The following is a 19,011-nucleotide window of genomic DNA, read 5'->3' on the forward strand; positions in this document are numbered from 1 at the left end:
GGACATGCATCTCTCCTCTTTTTTTGCTTTCCTTGCCAAAAATTTGGGGCTTTTTTTCTCTCTCCTGCCCAAAATGTTGAACCTGCCAAAATTTATGTTGTATTGGGCAGGGGAACGTTGTATAATTTCTACATTAGGGCTGGCGGCGCCGGCGGCGCCGCCGCGGACCACAGCACAACATAAGGAGTGGAATGAACAATGAGCTATTCAGTACAGAACATCCGCAACGTCTGCCTGCTGGGACACAGCGGCAGCGGTAAGACCGCCCTGGCGGAGAGCCTGCTTTATATGACCGGCGCCATCGACCGGATGGGCCGTGTGGCGGACGGCAACACCGTCTGCGACTATGATCCCGAGGAGACCAAGCGGCAGATCTCCCTGTCTACCTCTGTGGCGCCCCTGGAGTTCACGGGCTGCCGCATCAATGTGCTGGACACCCCGGGCGCTTTTGATTTCTCCGGCGAGGTCATGGAGGCCCTGCGGGCCGCCGACGCCGCCGTCATCGTCTGCTCCGCCAAGGACGGCGTTTCCGTGGGCCTGGAGAAGGCCTGGAAATACTGCGAGGAGCGGAATATGCCCCGCTTCCTCTATATCTCCAAGACCGATGAGGAAAACAGCGACTACAACGCCACCTTCGAGGCCCTGCGTGAGCACTTCGGCAAGAAGATCGCCCCCCTGGTGGTGCCCATCTGGGACGACAACAAGAAGGTCACCGGCATCATCGACGTGTTGAACAAGCGCGCCTACGAGATGCAGAACCTCAAGCGGGTGGAGATCGAGGTCCCCGCCGACAAGGAGGCCGTCATCACCGAGTTCAACGACGCCCTGAAGGAGTCCGTGGCCGAGACCAGCGAGGAGTTCATGGAGAAGTTCTTCGGCGGCGAGGATTTCACCTACGCCGAGATGATCCAGGGCCTGCGCCAGGGCGTCCGGGAGCTGAGCCTGTTCCCCGTGCTGTGCGGCTCCGCCGTCAACTGCATGGGCAGCCTGATGCTGATGGACTACATGGTGGACCTGCTGCCGAACCCCATGGAGGGCAACTACCACAAGGCCACCAAGTCCGACGGCGAGACCGAGGAATTCGTGGTCTCCCCCGGCGGCGTGCCCACCGCCTTCGTCTTCAAGACCGTCTCCGACCAGTACGGCAAGTATTCCTTCGTGAAGGTGCTCTCCGGCTCCATCACCCCCGATATGGCCATGGTCAACGCCCGCACCGGCTCCACTGAGAAGCTGGGCCGCCTGTACACCATGCGGGGCAAGAAGGCCACCGAGGTCAAGGAGCTGACCTGCGGCGACATCGGCGCCATCGCCAAGATGGACAAGGTCAAGACCGGCGACACCCTGTGCGACCAGCGCAAGGTCGTGGCTCTGAAGAACATCCCCTTCGCGGAGCCCTGCTACTCCGTGGCCATCTCCCCCAAGACCCGCGGCCAGGAGGACAAGATCGCTCAGGGCCTTGCCCGCCTGAACGAGGAGGACCCCTCCTTCTCCGTGGCCAACAACGCCGAGACCCACCAGATGGTTCTCTCCGGTGCCGGCGATATGCAGATCGATGTGCTGATCTCCAAGCTGAAGACCCGCTTCAACGTGGAGGCCGAGCTCAAGCCCGTCCGCGTGCCCTACCGTGAGAAGATCCGCAAGACCGTCCAGAAGCAGGGCCGCCACAAGAAGCAGACCGGCGGCAGCGGCCAGTTCGGTGACGTGTGGATCCGCTTCGAGCCCCAGATGGAGCAGGACGACATGATCTTCGCCGAGGAAGTGTTCGGCGGCTCCGTGCCCAAGAACTTCTTCCCCGCCGTGGAAAAGGGCCTGCGCGAGGCCTGCGTCCACGGTCCTCTGGCCGGCTATCCCGTGGTGAACCTGAAGGCCGTCCTGTACGATGGCTCCTATCACCCCGTGGACTCCTCTGAAATCGCGTTCAAGACCGCGGCCCAGCTGGCCTACAAGGCCGCTCTGCCCGAGGCCAATCCCGTCCTGCTGGAGCCTGTGGGCGAGCTGAAGGTCACCGTGCCCGACAGCTACATGGGCGACGTCATCGGCGACCTGAACAAGCGCCGGGGCCGTGTCATGGGCATGGATCCCACCGGCGACGGCAGCCAGGTCATCTCCGCCGAGGTGCCTATGGCCGAAATGGGCAGCTACGCCATCGACCTGCGGTCCATGACCCAGAGCCGCGGCAGCTTCACCTTCCACTTCGTCCGCTATGAGGATTGCCCCCCCGCGGCCCAGGAGAAGGCCATTGCCGAGGCCAAGGCGCTGGCTGAGAAGGAGTAAAATGAACCAGAAGTCCGGGGAGCGCAGCTCCCCGGACTTTTCAGAAAAAAATTTCAATATGTTGCATAAGCAACTAGCCGAAGCGGGGTTAGTCTGCTATAATCATACCATCCTGAGAGGGATATGCGAAAACGTTTTTTCGATTTTATAATCAACATAAGGAGGATACAACTATGAAAAAGTGGGTTTGCCAGGTTTGCGGCTATGTTTGGGAAGGCGAGACTCCTCCCGAGAAGTGCCCCCAGTGCGGTGTTCCCGCCTCTAAGTTCACCGAGCAGAAGGGCGAGCTGAGCTGGGCTGCCGAGCACGTTGTGGGCGTGGGCAAGTCTTTCGGCGCCGATGTGCCCGAGGAGGTCCAGAAGGAGATCATCGACGGCCTGAACGCCAACTTCATGGGCGAGTGCACCGAGGTCGGTATGTATCTGGCCATGGCCCGTGTCGCTCACCGCGAGGGCTATCCCGAGATCGGTGAGTATTGGCGCCGCGCCGCTCTGGAAGAGGCTGAGCACGCTGCCAAGTTCGCCGAGCTGCTGGGCGACGTCGTGACTGACTCCACCAAGAAGAACCTGGAGATGCGCGTCGAGGCCGAGAACGGCGCCACCGCCGGCAAGTTCGAGCTGGCAAAGCTGGCCAAGAAGTACAACCTGGACGCTATCCATGACACCGTCCATGAGATGGCCCGCGACGAGGCCCGTCACGGCAAAGCTTTCGCCGGCCTGCTGAAGCGTTACTTCTGATCGGCTGAAATCCCTGATACAGTAAGGATTTTCCAAGAGGAGATCACGAAAGTGGTCTCCTCTTTTTTGTGTCCTCCGCCGTTGGAATGGAATTTCTGTGGAAGTCTATCTCTGTTTTCCTTCTAAAAATGCCAGATGTGGAAGTCAGCAATGTGGATGTCTGTATTATAAACTTTTAGGTGTTCAGGAAACCAGATGTTTGAACTAAAATATACATCTTCGCACATCTTTTATCGCCTTTGAAGAACAACGAACAAGTGCGGAACAACTTTGAACTTAAACCGCACATCTTCCAAGAGAAATAAAGAAAAAGAATATGAATTATCTTTATGGGGTATCCAGCAATATTGGATACCCCTTTTGCTATAATAAAGCCAGAAAGTGAGAGATGAAGCAAGACAAAAACCTCACTTAAATAATTAAAGGGTCTGGCTCCCGAATAACAGCCACCGTTCCAAAAGGAACAAGAAAGGAAACATTATGAAGAACACCGCCAGCACCGTCCGTTTCACCATCAACTTCATCGAGAAGCAGATCATCGGCACCAAGGCCAGTTTTGACAAGGCCAGCAAGGGTTTCGGCCCCATCTACGAGGAATTGGCCGAGAAGGCTGCCAAGCATCCCGACTTCGCTCTGATCGTTAAGGAGCAGAAGAAGCACACCACCAAAGCCAAGAAGACCTACTACGGTATGGACTTCGACTTTATGGAGGCTTACATCTCCACCCGAAAGAACTCCAAGCAGTTGATGGAAAAGTATGAGGCTGTTAAGAAGAAGGCCGAGGATAGCAAGATCAGCGTTTATCCCCTCACCAAGAAGTGGTTCCTGGGCGAGTTCGACCCCGACAAGCAGGGCTTTGATATGGAAAAGGCCAAGAAGGAGATCAGCGATTATCGCATTGCCAAGGCTGTTATCAGTGCCACCCCCGCTCCCGCCGTGGATGACGAAGATCAGTCCAACGAGCAGAGCAAAGTTGCTTAACCAAACCAACTGACAATAAATTTTAGGAGGATATAAAAATGAAAGGCTACAAGGTTGATTTTACCGCCAGCACCATCACCATTACCGCAGACTTCGCCAAGAAGATGAATGACCCCACCTCCGCCGAGTATAAGACGATTTCTCTCATCAAAAAGGATTTTCCCCAGATGAAGATTATCAACAAGACCCACAAGACCCCCCGAAAGTATGTTTCCAAGAGCACGGGCGAAACCTTTAACTGTAATCAGTTTAAGAACCTCAAATACGAGAATATGGAGGGCTTCATCAATGGCCTTTCCAACAGCGAAGATTATATGAAGCCCTACCTTTTCCTGAAAAACTGCGGTAGCCTCCCTCTGACCTCTCGCTATACTGCCGTCCGCCGTTGGTTTGTGGCACAGTTCCCCGAGTTCCGCAAGAACCCCATCTTCTATCTCTACAATGAGGTTAAGGTGATTGAGGTTACACCTTTCTTCCAGCAGGCAAAAGAAGAGGCGGAAGAGAACGCCCGGAAGAAGGAAGAGGGGGTTGCGTGATGATGAATTTCACCGAGGATGGAAAGAGAGCCTACGAAGTATGCTTTCAGCACTATGTTGAACGGGGCAACACAGATGAAGAAATACACCGATTTCTTGACCATCTGGACGAAGAATACATTCTTTGTATTGCCAAGAGAATCCAAGAGGAACAGAAGATGGAGCCAGTGGCCATCGTCGTTGATTGGAAAGAGTTTCATCGTGATAAAGGCAAAGACCAATGAAGACAATACACAGATACCGTTGTTTCTACGAATGGAAACTGCGGTATCTTTTTTTGTTTGCCGAAAGGCCGGATAGTGTAAAAACTTTGGACAAAACAGGATTTTCAAATAGGAGGAAATTTTATATACAAGTGAAGGGGTTATAAAGGCGAAGTATATTTAGGGGGTTCCCCCTAAAAATCTCCGTGGGGGCTTCGCCCCCTCACCCCCATTGGAGTTATTTATAAAATCCTTCGCTCTACGGGCTCAGGCTTTTATAAATAACTCTTCCAGAAGTAAAGAGTAAAAGGAGGACAATAAATGTCAAATTATATGAAATACGCAAAGATGCGTGGGTTAGTGCCGAATTGGGTATGGTATCAAATCAACGGGTAGTCCGCTCAATAGAATTGGATGGAACAGCGTCAGGAAATGGTCGATAGGCTTGCGGAAGAAAACGATGCCGATGATGTTGTTCCACATTTTACCTTTACCAGTGAGGTGAAAATAAAATGAGCAATAAGAAGATAAAAGACAAAGACAAAAAGAAGAAATAGAAATCCGTATTGGAAGCCGAGATTTTCAGCTTTATGGAGAAAAGTATGAAAACGGCTTTGGATATGGCATTAGATGATATTTTCAAGGACTGGAAATAATCAAGGCGGAAGCCGTTCTGAAAAGAGCGACTTCCGCCTTTTTTCGTTTTCTGCCGCCCGACGGCAAGTGGTTCCCCTGCCGATCACAGCCAACAAAACCGTTTTCTGGATTGAAAATGCCATTTAGCGGGAGCGTAGCCCACGCCAAAAATGAAACGGCAAACAATTTTTTGATTTTCACGGAATATAGCCCCCGGTCATCCGTCCAGAAAAACAAATGATTTCCCGCACACTTTTGGAGCAGAGAAAACCGGGCAGAAGACCGCCAAAAGCAGGCTGATTTCGTCCAAGAAACAGATTAGCCCCTTTCCTGAACGCCGTCCTCTTTCACATACTCAATTAAATCTCCGGGCTGACATTCCAACAGAGAGCAGATTGTGTTAATCGTCTTCCACGACACTAATTCTCCGTGCCGTATCTGTTGGAGGTAAGATTGCCCGATCAACTTCTCTTCACGGATTTTGGTGGATGAATACCCCTTCTTTTTTAGTTCAGACATTATATCGACCTTGTAGCGGATTGCCATAAAATGAGCCTCCTTTCCCATTGTCCTTATTGTAGCATAGAATAGCACTAAAAACAAGTGCTAATTTTACACAAAAATAGCACTATAAATTAGTGTTATTTGCCAATAGACAGCACTATGTATTAGTGCTACAATAAAGACAGTTAAGAGAGATCGGGTGGCTGCGACGGACGGGCCGAGGACGAATCGGATATTCCCTCTATAATCCACCCGATCAAACAAAGAAAAGGAGAAATGAAAAATGAGTAAGAACGAAATGATTTCTATGATTGAGACGATGAACAACTACGACGATCTGGCTTCCAAGGCAAAGGCCAAGGCCGACGCCATCCGGGAGGCCATCAAAGAAGAGATGGTTCGGCAGAACACCGAAGAGTTGGTTGCCGGGGCTTACATCGTCCGCTTTACCAATGTGATCTCCAACCGCTTCGACAGCACCACCTTCAAGCGTCTGTATGCTGACCTCTACAAGGACTTCACAAAGCCCGTCAGCAGCCGCCGTTTCTCCGTATCCTGCTGATAAGAAAAACGCTCCACGGGCAGCACAAAGCCCGTGGAGCAATCCAGAAGGGAGACAGATTAAATGAATCACGGATACGCAAGATGCTCTACCAACGAAACCAAGCAGGACATTGACCGCCAAGTGCGGGAATTGAAGCAGGCCGGGGCGGAGGACATCTTTTTAGAATACGAACACGGGGACGCTGCCGTGAAGTGCCAGTTGTCTTCTCTTCTGGAACAGGCACAGCCGGGAGACACGATTATTACTTTGGAGGTGTCCCGCCTTGCCAGAAGCACAAAGCAGTTGTGTGAGATCATCGAAATTATCAAGGCGAAGCATTTGCGGTTGGTGATTGTGGGAAGCATTACCGTGGATTGCTCCAACGGAGAAATTGACCCTATGACAAATGCTTTCATTCAAATGTCCGGGGTGTTTGCCGAATTGGAGTTGCGTATCATCCGGGAGCGTGTCAGATCGGGAATGGCAAACGCCAAGGCAAAGGGAGCCAAGATCGGCAGACCGCAGGCAACGGCAGACGATATTCCCGCCGTGTTTCTCCGCCACTACCCCGCATACAAAAATGAGCAGTTGAATCTGAGTGAGTTGGCGAGGGTGTGCGATTTGAGCCGAACAACGGTTTATAAATACATTGGCCTTTTGGAACGGTAAAAGCAAAAAGGCGGCAGAGATAATCCTCTGCCGTCTTCTTGCTTCTATCATGTTCTATCAATCGAAGATAAACCAGGAATCAATGTTTTGTGCCAGCGGATGATTGTTGCCCCAGTCGCAGTAATAGGTCTCGCCATCCAGGATAACGCGGCTCAGCGCGTGGCCGGTGTCGGCTCCCTTAATGCTGCCAACGACACCCTGCGCAGAAATGCCTTCCAGATGCATCAGCAGATTGAATGCGCCCGCTTTGCCAACGCAGTCTGCCTTTTTGAGAACCAGACAGGCGTAGGGAGAGTCGAATTCGACACTTTTCCCCTGCTTTGCTGCCTCCGGACCGCCGCCTACGGATACGTTCATTCCTCTGAGATGGTCATAATATACCTGCGCGATCTGCTTTTGGGTCATGTCGTCGGTAATCTTTCCTCTTTCGTGCAGCTCGTTCTGGATTGCCTGCGCCGCACCCAAAGCGCCTATCTGCTGGACGTAAATTTCCTCGATACTCAGGGAAGACTGAGGAAAGTCAATAAATACACCGTCAGGGTTTGCTCCACAGCCAATAAAGGTGTTGGAGAATACACCTGCCAGCTCCGGATAGGTGATGCTCAGTGCTTTGATGCGAGTCCGCATGGTATTGATTAGGGTTCGAGCATCTGCTTCCTCTGTAATACCTATGTTGCTGAAGTTCAGGGAGTAGTTGCCGAAGAGGAAAGAATATAGTATGTTGTTGTCCAGATCCGCTTCCGTCTTCGGTTCGGAAATCCAGCGGATGTTGGCGGGAAGACCCCAGTAGGGGGCGGTCGCCACTACTTCCTGAACCTCGTGGGCATTCAGGGAAATTTTTGCCACATCACCTCGAGTAAAAGCGGAGGCATTGGCATATTCACCACTGGTGATGCCCAATTGGTCGGAAAGCAGATAGGATGTGCCTACCTGGAAGTCCTTGCCAGACTCATAACCCAGCGCACGAAGAACAAAGGTAATATACTGATTTGCCTTGATCGGATTTGTGCCGCTGTAAGTAGTTGCGGTAGTTCCACTGGTCAAGCCGTTGGCGTAAGCATAACCGATGTAAGGATAAGCTGTGGAGCCCTTTGCTACATCCGCAAAAGGAAGCTCCCAATTTCCGGCAAGAGCCTCTTCTTCCTTGCCTAGCAAACGTACCAGCATGATAACCGCCTGATTACGGGTGGGGGTTTGTTCCAGAGCAAAAATAGGGGTGCCATCGGGATTGGTGCCTGTTCCCCTGAACAGACCCAGCTCGTACAGGGTCTGGGCGGCCTGTGTTGCTTCATCATTTGCGGCAACAGCAGAGGGAACTAAACTGAAAACCATAACAAGAGTAAGCATAAGACACAAGAATTTCTTTTTCATGACGAAACCTCCTATGTTGATGTAAATATCATAATAGCATATTATTCCATAAATGTCTATTATCGCAGACTTAAATTACTTCTTTTTCTCTTAAACTATGGAAGAGAAAAGAGGTGATTGTGTGCAGTTCGATAACTTTGCTGTTGGAAAGGCAATTAGAGACCTCCGCAAAGAAAAGGGAATTTCCCAAGATGTGTTGAGCGGCTTTGCGGGAATTGCACGCACCCACCTGACAATGATCGAAAATGGGACGAAACAGGCAAATTTTGAAACGCTGTGGAAAATCGCATTGGCTCTAGATATTCGGCCCAGCGAACTGGTTGCCAGGATAGAAGAAGAGATTGAAAATCATACTTAAAGGGCAGGCTCATCCTGCCCTTTTTCTTTTTCCTGTTGGCGTGGTATAATCGTGAAAACAGCATGGGAGGCGGAAAGTATGGCACAAGGGCAAGGATGATCCTCAAAACAAGGGGTGAAACTGCTTTACATCCGGGATTATCTCTATACCTATACCAATAAGGAGCATCCGAAGAACGCAAACCACATTGTTGAGTATCTTGCCTCCAAGGGGATTGATGCCACCCCAAAGACCATCTATAATGACATTTTACGGCTTCAAATAGACTTCGGCGTTCCAGTAGAATACAATCCCAAGAAATGGGGCTACTACATCACAAAGCCTCAATTTGAACCGTATGAATTGCGGTTGATGGTTGATAGCATTCAGTCTTCCAAGTTCATCACGCAAGAAAAAGCAAGGGAGATCACAAACAAAATTAAGAAAATGGCGGACAACTACACAAAGGACACCCTGAACCGTCAGGCGTATGTTGCCGGGCGTGTCCGCAGTCTAAATGAAAGCGTTGTGAAAGACGCTGATCATATCCACGAAGCGATTGCCGCAGACCGCAAGATTGCGTTCCGCTATTTCCATTACACCCCCAACAAGGATAATCCGCAAACCTATTCCAAGAGCGGTGAAAGAATTATTGTCAGCCCCTACGCCCTGATGTGGAACGATGGCAATTATTATCTTTATGCCTACGACGGCAAAAAGTTCAGGACATACCGAGTGGATAGAATGGAGGGTATTTCTCGCCCGCTATTGGATAAACGAGAGGGCAAGGATGAATACGACAAGAAAAACCTGACCGACCAAAGGGCAAAAGTATTCAGTATGTATCACGGAGAAGCCTACAATGTGAGGATACGGGTTCATAATCGGCTGGCGGATGCTGTTATAGATCAATTTGGCAAGGATACAATGATGGTTCCCTATGACGATAGCCATTTCACCATCAATGTGCCTGTTGAGTTAAGCCCACCGTTTTATGCGTGGGTTGCTACTTTTGGAAAATCAATGAAGATATTAAGCCCGGAGCCAGCAGTTGAGGGAATGAAAAAGTTTCTTCAAAAGGCTGCGGAGATGTATCAAGACGAGTAAAGATGAAGGGAAGGTGTTCAATCACCTTCCCTTTTGTTCGTAGATGTAAAAAGATGTTCCAAGATGCTCCTCGCAAATCAAAGACAATTCAAATTGCCCTGTAAAATCTCAATTCCACTTTTGGAAACCGCAATGTAATATCTCTGGGTCGTATGGATGTGTCCGTGTCCCATTTGATTACAGAGCAAGTGCGTGGGAGTATTCATTTCCGCCATTAAGGTTCCGTAAGTATGCCGGAGAAAATGATATTTGAAATTGATGCCTAATTTGGCCTTGATTTCACGGGACGGGTATTTCATAGAATTGACGGTTTGAAGTGTTCCGTCGGGCAGACAATTCACCAAATGAGACCGCCGAAAATTCTGTGTAATCGACGAACCTCGACAGTATGAAAATCTTCGACTACGTCAAGAATGAGAACAAACATTCAAGACGAAGGAGACGAAGATTATGCAGCCAGTACCACAGGATTTGTTAAAGGAATACGTTCAGAGCCAGCACTTTACCAGCACAACGGAGATCTTGGATGCCATGAAGGAAATGTTCCGGGACGTCATCCAGACCGTCATGGAAGTGGAGATGGATGAGGAGCTTGGTCGAGAGCGCTGTGAGCGTTCAGGCGAGCCGGAGGGCACCCCCAGAAACTACCGCAATGGCTACACGAAGAAAACCGTCAAAACCCAGCTGGGCGAGGTAGACATCAAGGTTCCTCGTGACCGGAACGGTTCTTTTGAGCCCAAGATCATCGGCAAGTATGACCGGAATGCGGACGGGATGGAAGATAAAATCCTGGCGCTGTACGCCTGCGGCATGAGCCAGCGGGATATCGCTGAGCAGATCAAGGAACTGTACGGCGTGGAGATCTCTCCGGAGCTGGTAACGAAGATCAGCGAAAAGATCATGCCGGAAGTCACAGCCTGGCAGAATCGTCCTCTGGAGCCGGTGTATCCGTTTTTGTTCATGGATGCCATTCGCTACAAAGTGCGGGAGGATCGGCGGTATGTGACCAAGGCTGCCTATGTGGCCCTGGGCGTCACCATGGACGGCAGGAAGGACATCCTGGGCGTCTGGATCGGAGAGCACGAAAACAGCAAATTCTGGCTGAATGTGCTGAATGACCTCAAAAGCAGGGGCGTTTTGGATGTATATCTGTTCTGCACGGACGGCCTGTGTGGGATGATGCAGGCTATCGAGGCTGTCTTCCCCAAAAGCCGGCTGCAGCGCTGCATCGTCCACCAGGTGCGCAGTTCCACCAGATATGTCAGCTACAAGGACATCAAAAAAGTCGTTGCGGATTTAAAGAAGATCTACGGAGCCGTCACGCTGGAGGAAGCCGAAAAAAATCTGCAGACCTTCGCGGAGACCTGGCGTAAGCAGTACCCCTCCTGCGTGAAAAGCTGGGAGGAAAACTGGCCGGTTTTAAGCACGTTCTTCGAATACCCCGTGGAGATTCGGAAAATCATATACACGACGAACATCATCGAGGGCCTGAACCGCCAGTTCCGGCAAATCACGAAGAACAAGCCTTCCTTCACGAATGACGACTCCCTGCGCCGGATGCTGTATCTGGCCTCACAGCGCATCGTGAAGCACTGGCACGCCAGATACCAGAACTGGGATCTGGTGCTCAGCCAGCTGGAGATCATGTTCGCCGACCGGGCTATAGGCTGACTCCCTTGTCCTAGTATGCCACAGCGGCCAGACCGGCATTCACGCCGCGTCGGCGCGCATACCGTTCTGACCGCCATGGCTTTCGGTAATCAAGGGATTCAGGCCAGAATCCGCCCTGCTTTCCAGCACCATTCTTGACTTTGTCGAAAATCGCTTACACAAAATTTTACGCCCGGCCCACCAAATCCGTAGAGGGGATTTTCCTGCCGTCCAGATCATCAATGAACCGTGTTTTCTGCTTCCGCAATTCAGCAAACTGCTTTTCGTCTTCCGCCCTCTGTTGGAACTTCTTTTTCAAATGCTCTTGAAGCGTGGGACAAAGGAAGATCGTCCGTTTGGAATTGCGGGTTTTGGGAGAAACTAATTTGATAAGGCCATCCTGATACTGCATTTGCCTGTCGATGATAATTGTGCCGTTCTCCAAATCGACATTTTCCCATTTCAGGCCAAAGGCTTCATTGATACGCAGACCGCAATAGCGTCCCAGCAGGTAAGCGGTCTCTGCGTTTGTGCCTTTGAAATAATCATCCAGAAGAACAAGTTCCTCACGGCTGAACGCCACAATATCGGTATCATCCTCTGTCTTCATCTTTGGCATTTTGATGCGGGTGTCTTTATTTACACAGAGTTTGTTGTAGGTATCTACTTCCAGATAATTGCGGGAATAGGCTTGCCCGAAGATCAGGTAAAACATTTTCAAAAAGGCTTCGGTGTATTGATACGAAAAACCTTCCACATAGTAAAGATCGGAGAGATAATCATTGACCTCCGCCGCCGTAATTTCATCCACGAACCGCTTGCCGTATTTCGCACAAAGGTGATTATTCCAAAGGCTGTCCTGCTTTTGTTTGGTTCGGTAGGCTCTGTCTTTCCTGCCGTTTCCACAGTATTCCTCATACACTTCTTTGACGGTTTTCCTGCTAATTTGTTTTGCTTTTGGAGTTTGCTCTTCTTTGATGGCTTCGGCTCTTGCGAGGATAGCAGACCGCTTTGTTTTCATTGGGTTCCCGTTTGCGTCCCGAACTCTTTTTACATCTTTTCTTTTGCCATTGACTGAAACTGTATAGCGAAAGCCCCATCCGCCGCCGTCAAGTTGATAAATACCAGTATCGTTTTGTGCCATAACAAAGCCCTCCTGTGGAAGTTGATGTGGAAGATTTCCACATTGCTACGGCATTTCAGGTTGAAAACTGAATAGACAGAAACACGAAAAAAACCTTATTTTTCAAGGCTTCCCCCATAGGACGCGAAGCGGCCTGCCCGTCGGCGAGACAGATGGCCCGCGACGAAGCCCGCCACGGCAAGGCTTTCGCCGGCCTGCTGAAGCGGTACTTCTAAGCAAGAGTCAAAAGGCACATAAAAAGGGCAGGACGAACGTCCTGCTCTCTTTTTTTGATACTATTTTCCAACAAAAAGCAGATACTTTTTATTGGAAAGGCGCCGCTTAAAGCGCCGCCCATCTGCGCAAAGAGCGCAGATGCCGTCTCATGCAGACTCCGACGCGCTGACGCGCTATGAAAAGCAGACTTTGTCTACTTTTCATGGGAGTCTGGTATGAGCCGGTATTCAGAGCTGGTACAGCGTTACCATCAGCGGCATGGTGATGATGCACAGCAGAGTCGTCACCGCGTAGATGGCGCTGGAGTATTCCGCGTCGCGGCCGTAGACCTGAGCCATCTGGGTGATCGTGGCGGCAGAGGGGGCGCAGGCGGCCAGGAAACTGATGAGGAGGATCGTCTCCCCGTTGGGGACCAGGGCCGCAAAGCCGCCGAGCTTCAGAATGGCCAGGACCACCAGCGGGTATCCCACGAGACGCAGGGCCGTAGCTTTCCAGACGCCGGGGGTCAGAAGCCGCCGGGGGTCCATGCCGGCGATCAGCATGCCGGCGATGACCATGGAGAGGGGGCCCACCGTTCCGCCGATGGAATCCATGGCGCCAATCAGAACGGAGGGCAGGGAGACCCGGCACAGGAACAGGAAAAGGCCGATCAGAATGGAAATGATGTTCACATTGCAGAGAAGCTTTTTCAGGGAAAAGGACTTCTCGCCGCTGACGAGGAAGCGGAGATGACTCCATAACAGAGGTATCTGGACGATGGTGAAGGCGCTGGTGTAGATGAGCCACTCCTTGCCGAAGAGGGCGATGACGATGGGGATGATCAGATTGCCGGCGTTGGAGTAGATGGAAGTGGCCTGTTCGATGGTATTCAGGCGCAGGGGGCGTTTCAGCAGGGCGGTGAGCAGGAAGCAGATGATATGGACTCCCAGCGCGGAGCCGAGAGCCAGCAGCAGCCCGTGTACGATCTCCGGAGAGTAGTCCAGCTGGAACGAGCTGATGATGATACAGGGCATTACGCCATAGAGGGACAGCAGGGAGAAAACGCGGCTGTCCTCCGGCTTCAGGATCCTGGTCTTGACCAGCACCCAGCCCAGGAAGATAGACAGAAATAACTGGGCGATCTGTTTCAACAGCAAAAGACTGATCACAGCAAAAACTCCTTTTGCAAAAATGACGTCGAAAACGCTTTGATTATAGCCGCTTGTTTCAAAGAATACAAGGGGCTTTTCCGGGAATATCCACGCTTCGTAGATAAAATCCCGGAACGGGGGATGGCCATATCTCCCGGAGTGGTGTATCATCAAAACAGAAAACCGAAAGGGAGCGTGAGGCTGTGGACGCCCAAAAGACCGGGACCTATCTGGCAATGCTGCGAAAGACAAGGGGGATGACCCAGCAGGAGGTTGCCGACCAACTGGGAGTATCCAACAAAACCGTCAGCAAGTGGGAGTCCGGCGGCGGATTTCCGGACATCACCGTCCTGCCCGCCCTGGCGGAGCTGTACGGCGTCACCGCCGACGACATATTGGCAGGGGAGCGCGTGAAACGGGGACAGCCGGAGAACGGCGGCCCCACGGAGGTACAGAAGTACCTGAACCGCCGGGACGAATTCCGGTTCCGGCTGGGGGCCGCACTGTCGATGGTGTGCGCCATGGCTGCGGTGTGGTACCGGGGGGACTGGACGCTTTGCCCGCTGCTGATGGCGGCCAGCCTGCTGGCAGTCTGGGTGGGCTGGAGCAGCGGCGGATACCGCCTGGCCCCGCGGCTGCGGCTGCTGCTGCCTATGGGAGCCGCTCTGCTGTATGCGGCGGTGTATCGTTTCGGAAATTTCAGGTGGCTGGGAAATCTGCTGTGGAAAGAGGAAATGTATGACCAGCCATATTTTGAGGTTTTTCAAATCCTCAAGGAACGGGGGATGTGGAGCCTTTGGCTCCTGCTGCTGCCGGTGCTGTACGGAGTGCTGCGGCTGCTGCTGAAACGGTACGGGGAGAGGGAGCCGCTACTGCCCCGCCCATATTTTGGCATTACCCTGGCGGGCTGGTGCGCTTCGGCGGGGCTGTGTGTGCTGCGGTGGTGCCTGGAGGTGCCGAAGTGGCAAGCGTACATGGCACTCAATTCGTTCTCGCGAGAGCGAAAGAGAGCTCTGCTGCTGTATGCCCATATGGATCTGGACGGCGCGGCAAAGGGCATCCTTTGGGCCACGGGGATCCTTCTGGTTTTGGCGTGGCTGTGGAAAAATGCCCGCCGCCCCCTTGCGGAGCCGCAGAAATGATGATAAAATCTCCCCGACAGAAAGGGAGAATCATCATGTATCATTACATTTTTTTCGATTTGGACGGCACTTTGACCGATTCCAAGGAGGGCATCCTCAACTGCCTGCGGTATGCCCTTGAGAAGCTGGGGGAGCCGGTCCCGCCGGAGAACATCCTCATCAAGTTCATCGGCCCGCCGCTGCAGGACTCCTTCATGCGCTACTGCGGCTTTGACACGGAGAAAGCCATCCGGGGCATCGAATTGTTCCGGGAGCGGTACGCGCCCATCGGCAAATTTGAAAATGCCGCCGCGCCGGGGATGGCGGAGCTGTGCGCACGGCTGAAGGAAAAGGGATATGTGCTGGCCCTGGCGTCCTCCAAGCTGGAGGAGATCTGCGTGTCGATCTGTGAGAAGTTCGGATTCGCCCCCTCCATGGAGACCATCACCGGCAGCCCGCCTGTGGGCGACTGGGAAAAGACTGACGTCATCCGGGAGACCATGCGTCGCCTGGGCTTGTCGGAGGCGGACAAACCCGCTGTTCTGATGGTGGGCGACCGGAAGTTCGACGTGCTGGGCGCCAAGGAGTGCGGCATCGACTGCGTGGGCGTGGAGTTCTTCGGCTACGCCGCCCCCGGCGAGCTGGCGGAGGCCGGCGCCGTGGCGGTGGTGCGGACGGCGGAGGAGCTGGAACAGTTTATTTTGAGCCATTAAAAAAGGGGCGTCCCCGTGGTGGGGGACGCCCCTTTTTGCCCGTTATTCGCTGTATTCGATTTTTGCCACCTCTTCCAGCGTCAGGCCGGGGACGGTGAGGTCGGCTTCCATGACAGGGTCCGCCGGGACAGCCAGATACATGTTGTTGCCGTATGTATAGGCGCCGGAGGTGACGGCGATGACGTGGCCGTAGACGTTCAGCAGGGCGCCGCCGCTGCTGCCCTGGGAGATGTCGGCGGTGTTCATCACGCAGGGCAGGGCGTACCGGTACACATCCCGGTTCGTGGCGCTGATGATGCCGGAGCTGACCGCCAGGCCCAGACCCAGGGGGTTGCCCAGGGTGTACACCGTGTCGCCGGAGCGGATGTCCGCCGTGCCCGCCAGCTCCAGGTAAGCAAAGGCGGAGGCGGTTTTGCCGTCGGTGGAGGTGGGAGAGATGCGGAGGACGGCCAGGTCAATGTCCGGGTCGTACCAGACCACGGATTCCACGGGGAAGGTCTCGCCGGTGGAGAGGGTGGCGGTGGCGTAGATGGTGCCGTCAATGGAGTGGTAATTGGTGACGGCAAGGCCGTCAGAGGAGATGAAGAAGCCGCTGGCGTTGCCGGAGGGCGTGCCCTTGTCGATCTCCGCCTGGGTGTCATATTTGTCCAGACAGAACACGGCGGCCATGTGGCGGTCCGCCACCTGCCGGGCGGTCAGCTCCCGGTCCAGCAGGCCCAGGGCGCTGACAGTGGCCTGGGACGCGGTGCCCCGCTCCACCAGCCGCTCCGCCACGGTTGCGGAGCCGTCCTTGTAGGAGAAGGTCAGGGCGTCCCGGATGGACTGGAACAGCTGGCCCCGGGTCAGCTCGCCGGAGAGAGGCTGGGACAGCAGGCCGATGCGCTGGGCAAAGACCGCCGCGCCGGAGGGGGTGAAATCGCCGGATCTGTCGCTGTATCCCAGCATCCGCAGCAGCATGGAGCACCAGGCGTCGGCGGTGACGGGCTCGTCGGGACGGTAGGACTGGGCGGTGAGGCTGGTGATCCAGCCCCGGGCGGCGGCATAGGCGATGGAGGAACGGGCGTAAGCCGGGGCGGTGTAATAGGGAGAGCGGGCGGTGACGGCCTGCCGGGAGGCCTCCTGCTCGGCACCGGCCAGACGGACCAGCAGCACCGCGGCGTGGGCACGGGTGGCGGGGGCGTCCAGGGCGTAGTCTCCCCGGACGATATTGAGAGCGGCCAGGGTGTCGGCGGCGCGGGCCGCCTCTCCCTCCAGAGCGGAAGCGGCGGGAACGGCGCCTGCCAGCAGGACCAGGGCGCACAGCAGGGCAAAAAAGCGTTTTTTCATGGGGATGCCTCCAAATATGTAGTACAGCGTTATTTTAACACCGGCGGAACGGCTTGGCAAGGCCGGAAACTGCCGCTGCGCTGGACAGCGGGGGGAAGGTCTGCTATAATTTGATTCCAGAAAGATACCAGACCAAACCTGCTATTTTATGATAAAGGAGATTTCTCAAATGGAACTGAAAGACATTTTGAGCAAGTGCGACCACACCCTGCTGACCCAGACGGCCACCTGGGACGAGATCCGGGCCATCTGCGACGACGGCATGAAGTACGGCTGCGCCAGCGTGTGCATCCCCGCTTCCTATGTGAAGCAGGCGGCGGAGTATGTGGCGGGCAAGCTGCCCATCTGCACCGTCATCGGCTTCCCCAACGGCTACGACACCACCGCCGCCAAGTGCTTCATGGCCGCCGACGCTGTGGACAACGGCGCGGAAGAGGTGGACATGGTCATCAACATCGGCTGGGTAAAGGACAAAAAGTGGGACGACCTGCTGGCGGAGATCAAGGGCGTGAAGGAAGCCTGCAAAGGAAAGCTGCTGAAGGTCATCATCGAGTGCTGCTTCCTCACCGACGAGGAGAAAGTCAAAATGTGCGAGATCGTCACCGCCTCCGGCGCGGACTACATCAAGACCTCCACTGGCTTTGGGGGCGGCGGCGCTACCCGGGAGGACGTGGCCCTGTTTGCCAAGCACGTCGGCCCCAACGTGAAGATCAAGGCCGCCGGCGGTATTGCGAATATTCAGGACGCGGAGGACTTCATCGCTCTGGGCGCCTCCCGCCTGGGCACCAGCCGCATCGTGAAGGCCGTTAAAGCCATGGAGTAACATCAAAAAAGTGTAAGCACTTTTTTGAAGGATGCAGTCTGCTGCGCGCACTCGCTGCGCTCGCACACTTGCAGACTGAGAGGTGTTTTCCGCCACGCGCATGTCGCGGCGGAAAACAGATTTCATTGCATTTTACGTATGGAGGTTGAAAATTCATGGGTACTCCCCACAATGAAGCCGCGCCCGGCGCGTTCGCCAAGACCGTTCTGATGCCCGGCGACCCCCTGCGGGCCAAATTCATCGCGGAAACCTTCCTGGAGGGCGCGGAGCTGGTGAACAACGTCCGGGGCATCCAGGGCTATACCGGGAGCTACAAAGGCACCCCTGTGTCCGTCATGGCCTCCGGCATGGGCATCCCCAGCATCGGCATCTACTCCTATGAGCTGTTCCACTTCTACGATGTGGACAACATCATCCGGGTGGGCAGCGCCGGGGCCATCTCCCCAAAGCTGAAGCTGCGGGATGTGGTGATGGCCCAGGGCGCCTGCACAGACTCCAATTTCGCAAAGCAGTACGGCCTGCCCGGCACCTTTGCGCCCATCGCGGATTTCAGACTGCTGGAGACCGCTGTGGCGGCGGCCCGGCGGATGGGCGTGGAGCCGCCGGTGGGGAACCTGCTGTCCTCCGACGCGTTTTACAACAAGGCGGGCCGGACGCTGGACTGGGGCGCCATGGGCGTGCTGGCCGTGGAGATGGAGACCGCCGCCCTCTACTGCAACGCTGCCGAGGCGGGCAAGCGGGCGCTGACCATCTGCACCATCTCCGACAGCCTGGTCACCGGCGAGGAGCTGCCCCCCGCCGACCGGCAGTCTACTTTTACCCAGATGATGGTAATTGCGCTGGAGACCGCCGTGGAGATGGCGAAGGCTTCAAAAATATGACAAAAGGGAAAACATTCCGGAAACCCTGTTGAAATCGGTGTAGAGAATTGATATAATGGCCTCGACCTTTCGGGGTCGTCCTCCGGCGCTGCCGGAGAAAACTATTTT

22 protein-coding genes are annotated in these 19,011 nt (G+C 54.0%); 15 read left to right on the top strand and 7 right to left on the bottom strand.

The features are described from left to right. Positions 1-4 precede the first annotated feature (4 nt). The 6 genes from JQM68_RS07670 (at position 5) to JQM68_RS07695 (ending at position 4,752) form a co-directional block, all read left to right on the top strand. Positions 5-202: a hypothetical protein gene (locus JQM68_RS07670; protein ID WP_235222417.1), complete on the top strand. Its 198-nt coding sequence runs from the start codon at positions 5-7 to the stop codon at positions 200-202. Next, entirely contained in the window at positions 199-2,274 is a 2,076-nt protein-coding gene (fusA, locus tag JQM68_RS07675) for an elongation factor G (RefSeq protein ID WP_235222418.1), read from the top strand. Before JQM68_RS07670 ends, fusA begins: the two co-directional genes overlap by 4 nt. Before the next feature lie 173 nt (positions 2,275-2,447). Continuing rightward, the gene (locus JQM68_RS07680; RefSeq protein ID WP_235222419.1) at positions 2,448-3,011 is read left to right on the top strand and encodes an NADH peroxidase; all 564 of its coding nucleotides are present in this window, start codon (positions 2,448-2,450) and stop codon (positions 3,009-3,011) included. Between the two features lie 480 nt (positions 3,012-3,491). Beyond that, positions 3,492-3,992 (top strand): hypothetical protein, encoded by a 501-nt coding sequence (locus JQM68_RS07685; RefSeq protein ID WP_235222420.1) that lies wholly within the window; start codon positions 3,492-3,494, stop codon positions 3,990-3,992. A 38-nt stretch (positions 3,993-4,030) separates the two neighbouring features. Then, positions 4,031-4,528, top strand: coding sequence for a hypothetical protein (locus tag JQM68_RS07690; protein ID WP_235222421.1), 498 nt, complete (start codon positions 4,031-4,033; stop codon positions 4,526-4,528). Further along, positions 4,528-4,752 carry a hypothetical protein gene (locus JQM68_RS07695; protein ID WP_235222422.1) on the top strand — a complete coding sequence of 75 codons (225 nt, stop codon included), beginning with the start codon at positions 4,528-4,530 and terminating at the stop codon, positions 4,750-4,752. Before JQM68_RS07690 ends, JQM68_RS07695 begins: the two co-directional genes overlap by 1 nt. 618 nt (positions 4,753-5,370) lie before the next feature. Here the strand turns inward: JQM68_RS07695 and JQM68_RS07700 are convergent. Both JQM68_RS07700 and JQM68_RS07705 read right to left on the bottom strand, forming a co-directional pair. Then, complete coding sequence (locus tag JQM68_RS07700) at positions 5,371-5,568, bottom strand: hypothetical protein (protein ID WP_235222423.1); 198 nt, start codon at positions 5,566-5,568, stop codon at positions 5,371-5,373. Positions 5,569-5,685: 117 nt separating this feature from the next. Next, on the bottom strand, positions 5,686-5,913 hold the full coding sequence (locus JQM68_RS07705; RefSeq protein ID WP_235222424.1) for a helix-turn-helix domain-containing protein: 228 nt from the start codon (positions 5,911-5,913) through the stop codon (positions 5,686-5,688). 241 nt (positions 5,914-6,154) lie between these two features. Here JQM68_RS07705 and JQM68_RS07710 point away from each other — a divergent pair, with 241 nt between their 5' ends. Together JQM68_RS07710 and JQM68_RS07715 are read left to right on the top strand one after the other, a co-directional pair. Next, on the top strand, positions 6,155-6,433 hold the full coding sequence (locus JQM68_RS07710; protein WP_235222425.1) for a hypothetical protein: 279 nt from the start codon (positions 6,155-6,157) through the stop codon (positions 6,431-6,433). A gap of 63 nt (positions 6,434-6,496) precedes the next feature. Next, positions 6,497-7,084 carry a recombinase family protein gene (locus tag JQM68_RS07715; RefSeq protein WP_235222426.1) on the top strand — a complete coding sequence of 196 codons (588 nt, stop codon included), beginning with the start codon at positions 6,497-6,499 and terminating at the stop codon, positions 7,082-7,084. A 57-nt stretch (positions 7,085-7,141) separates the two neighbouring features. Here the strand turns inward: JQM68_RS07715 and JQM68_RS07720 are convergent, their stop codons facing one another. After that, positions 7,142-8,455 carry an S-layer homology domain-containing protein gene (locus tag JQM68_RS07720; protein WP_235222427.1) on the bottom strand — a complete coding sequence of 438 codons (1,314 nt, stop codon included), beginning with the start codon at positions 8,453-8,455 and terminating at the stop codon, positions 7,142-7,144. A 121-nt stretch (positions 8,456-8,576) separates the two neighbouring features. On the opposite strand from JQM68_RS07720, the gene JQM68_RS07725 reads away from it, so the two are divergent. Continuing rightward, on the top strand, positions 8,577-8,813 hold the full coding sequence (locus JQM68_RS07725; RefSeq protein WP_235222428.1) for a helix-turn-helix domain-containing protein: 237 nt from the start codon (positions 8,577-8,579) through the stop codon (positions 8,811-8,813). A gap of 114 nt (positions 8,814-8,927) precedes the next feature. Next, on the top strand, positions 8,928-9,899 hold the full coding sequence (locus tag JQM68_RS07730) for a helix-turn-helix transcriptional regulator (protein ID WP_235222429.1): 972 nt from the start codon (positions 8,928-8,930) through the stop codon (positions 9,897-9,899). A gap of 77 nt (positions 9,900-9,976) precedes the next feature. Here the strand turns inward: JQM68_RS07730 and JQM68_RS13945 are convergent, their stop codons facing one another. Beyond that, on the bottom strand, positions 9,977-10,198 hold the full coding sequence (locus JQM68_RS13945) for a tyrosine-type recombinase/integrase (protein WP_412758462.1): 222 nt from the start codon (positions 10,196-10,198) through the stop codon (positions 9,977-9,979). Positions 10,199-10,349: 151 nt separating this feature from the next. On the opposite strand from JQM68_RS13945, the gene JQM68_RS07735 reads away from it, so the two are divergent. Then, on the top strand, positions 10,350-11,570 hold the full coding sequence (locus JQM68_RS07735) for an IS256 family transposase (protein ID WP_235222430.1): 1,221 nt from the start codon (positions 10,350-10,352) through the stop codon (positions 11,568-11,570). 166 nt (positions 11,571-11,736) lie between these two features. Here JQM68_RS07735 and JQM68_RS07740 read toward each other — a convergent pair whose 3' ends face one another. Together JQM68_RS07740 and JQM68_RS07745 are read right to left on the bottom strand one after the other, a co-directional pair. Next, entirely contained in the window at positions 11,737-12,693 is a 957-nt protein-coding gene (locus JQM68_RS07740; protein ID WP_235222431.1) for a site-specific integrase, read from the bottom strand. Positions 12,694-13,136: 443 nt separating this feature from the next. Then, positions 13,137-14,057: an AEC family transporter gene (locus JQM68_RS07745; protein ID WP_235222432.1), complete on the bottom strand. Its 921-nt coding sequence runs from the start codon at positions 14,055-14,057 to the stop codon at positions 13,137-13,139. Between the two features lie 185 nt (positions 14,058-14,242). On the opposite strand from JQM68_RS07745, the gene JQM68_RS07750 reads away from it, so the two are divergent. Further along, positions 14,243-15,181: a helix-turn-helix domain-containing protein gene (locus tag JQM68_RS07750; RefSeq protein ID WP_235222433.1), complete on the top strand. Its 939-nt coding sequence runs from the start codon at positions 14,243-14,245 to the stop codon at positions 15,179-15,181. 35 nt (positions 15,182-15,216) lie between these two features. Continuing rightward, the gene (locus tag JQM68_RS07755; protein ID WP_235222434.1) at positions 15,217-15,873 is read left to right on the top strand and encodes an HAD hydrolase-like protein; all 657 of its coding nucleotides are present in this window, start codon (positions 15,217-15,219) and stop codon (positions 15,871-15,873) included. A gap of 42 nt (positions 15,874-15,915) precedes the next feature. On the opposite strand, the gene JQM68_RS13755 is transcribed toward JQM68_RS07755, so the two are convergent. Next, positions 15,916-17,199: a S1C family serine protease gene (locus JQM68_RS13755; protein WP_268821446.1), complete on the bottom strand. Its 1,284-nt coding sequence runs from the start codon at positions 17,197-17,199 to the stop codon at positions 15,916-15,918. 169 nt (positions 17,200-17,368) lie between these two features. On the opposite strand from JQM68_RS13755, the gene deoC reads away from it, so the two are divergent. Together deoC and deoD are read left to right on the top strand one after the other, a co-directional pair. After that, positions 17,369-18,022, top strand: a complete 654-nt coding sequence (gene deoC / locus JQM68_RS07765) for a deoxyribose-phosphate aldolase (protein ID WP_235222435.1) — start codon at positions 17,369-17,371, stop codon at positions 18,020-18,022. 155 nt (positions 18,023-18,177) lie between these two features. Then, a complete protein-coding gene (gene deoD, locus JQM68_RS07770) occupies positions 18,178-18,903 on the top strand; it encodes a purine-nucleoside phosphorylase (protein ID WP_235222436.1) in 726 nt (241 codons plus the stop codon). Positions 18,904-19,011 lie beyond the last annotated feature (108 nt).

The sequence above is a fragment of the Oscillibacter valericigenes genome, assembly GCF_021531435.1.
Lineage (GTDB): Bacteria > Bacillota > Clostridia > Oscillospirales > Oscillospiraceae > Oscillibacter > Oscillibacter valericigenes_B.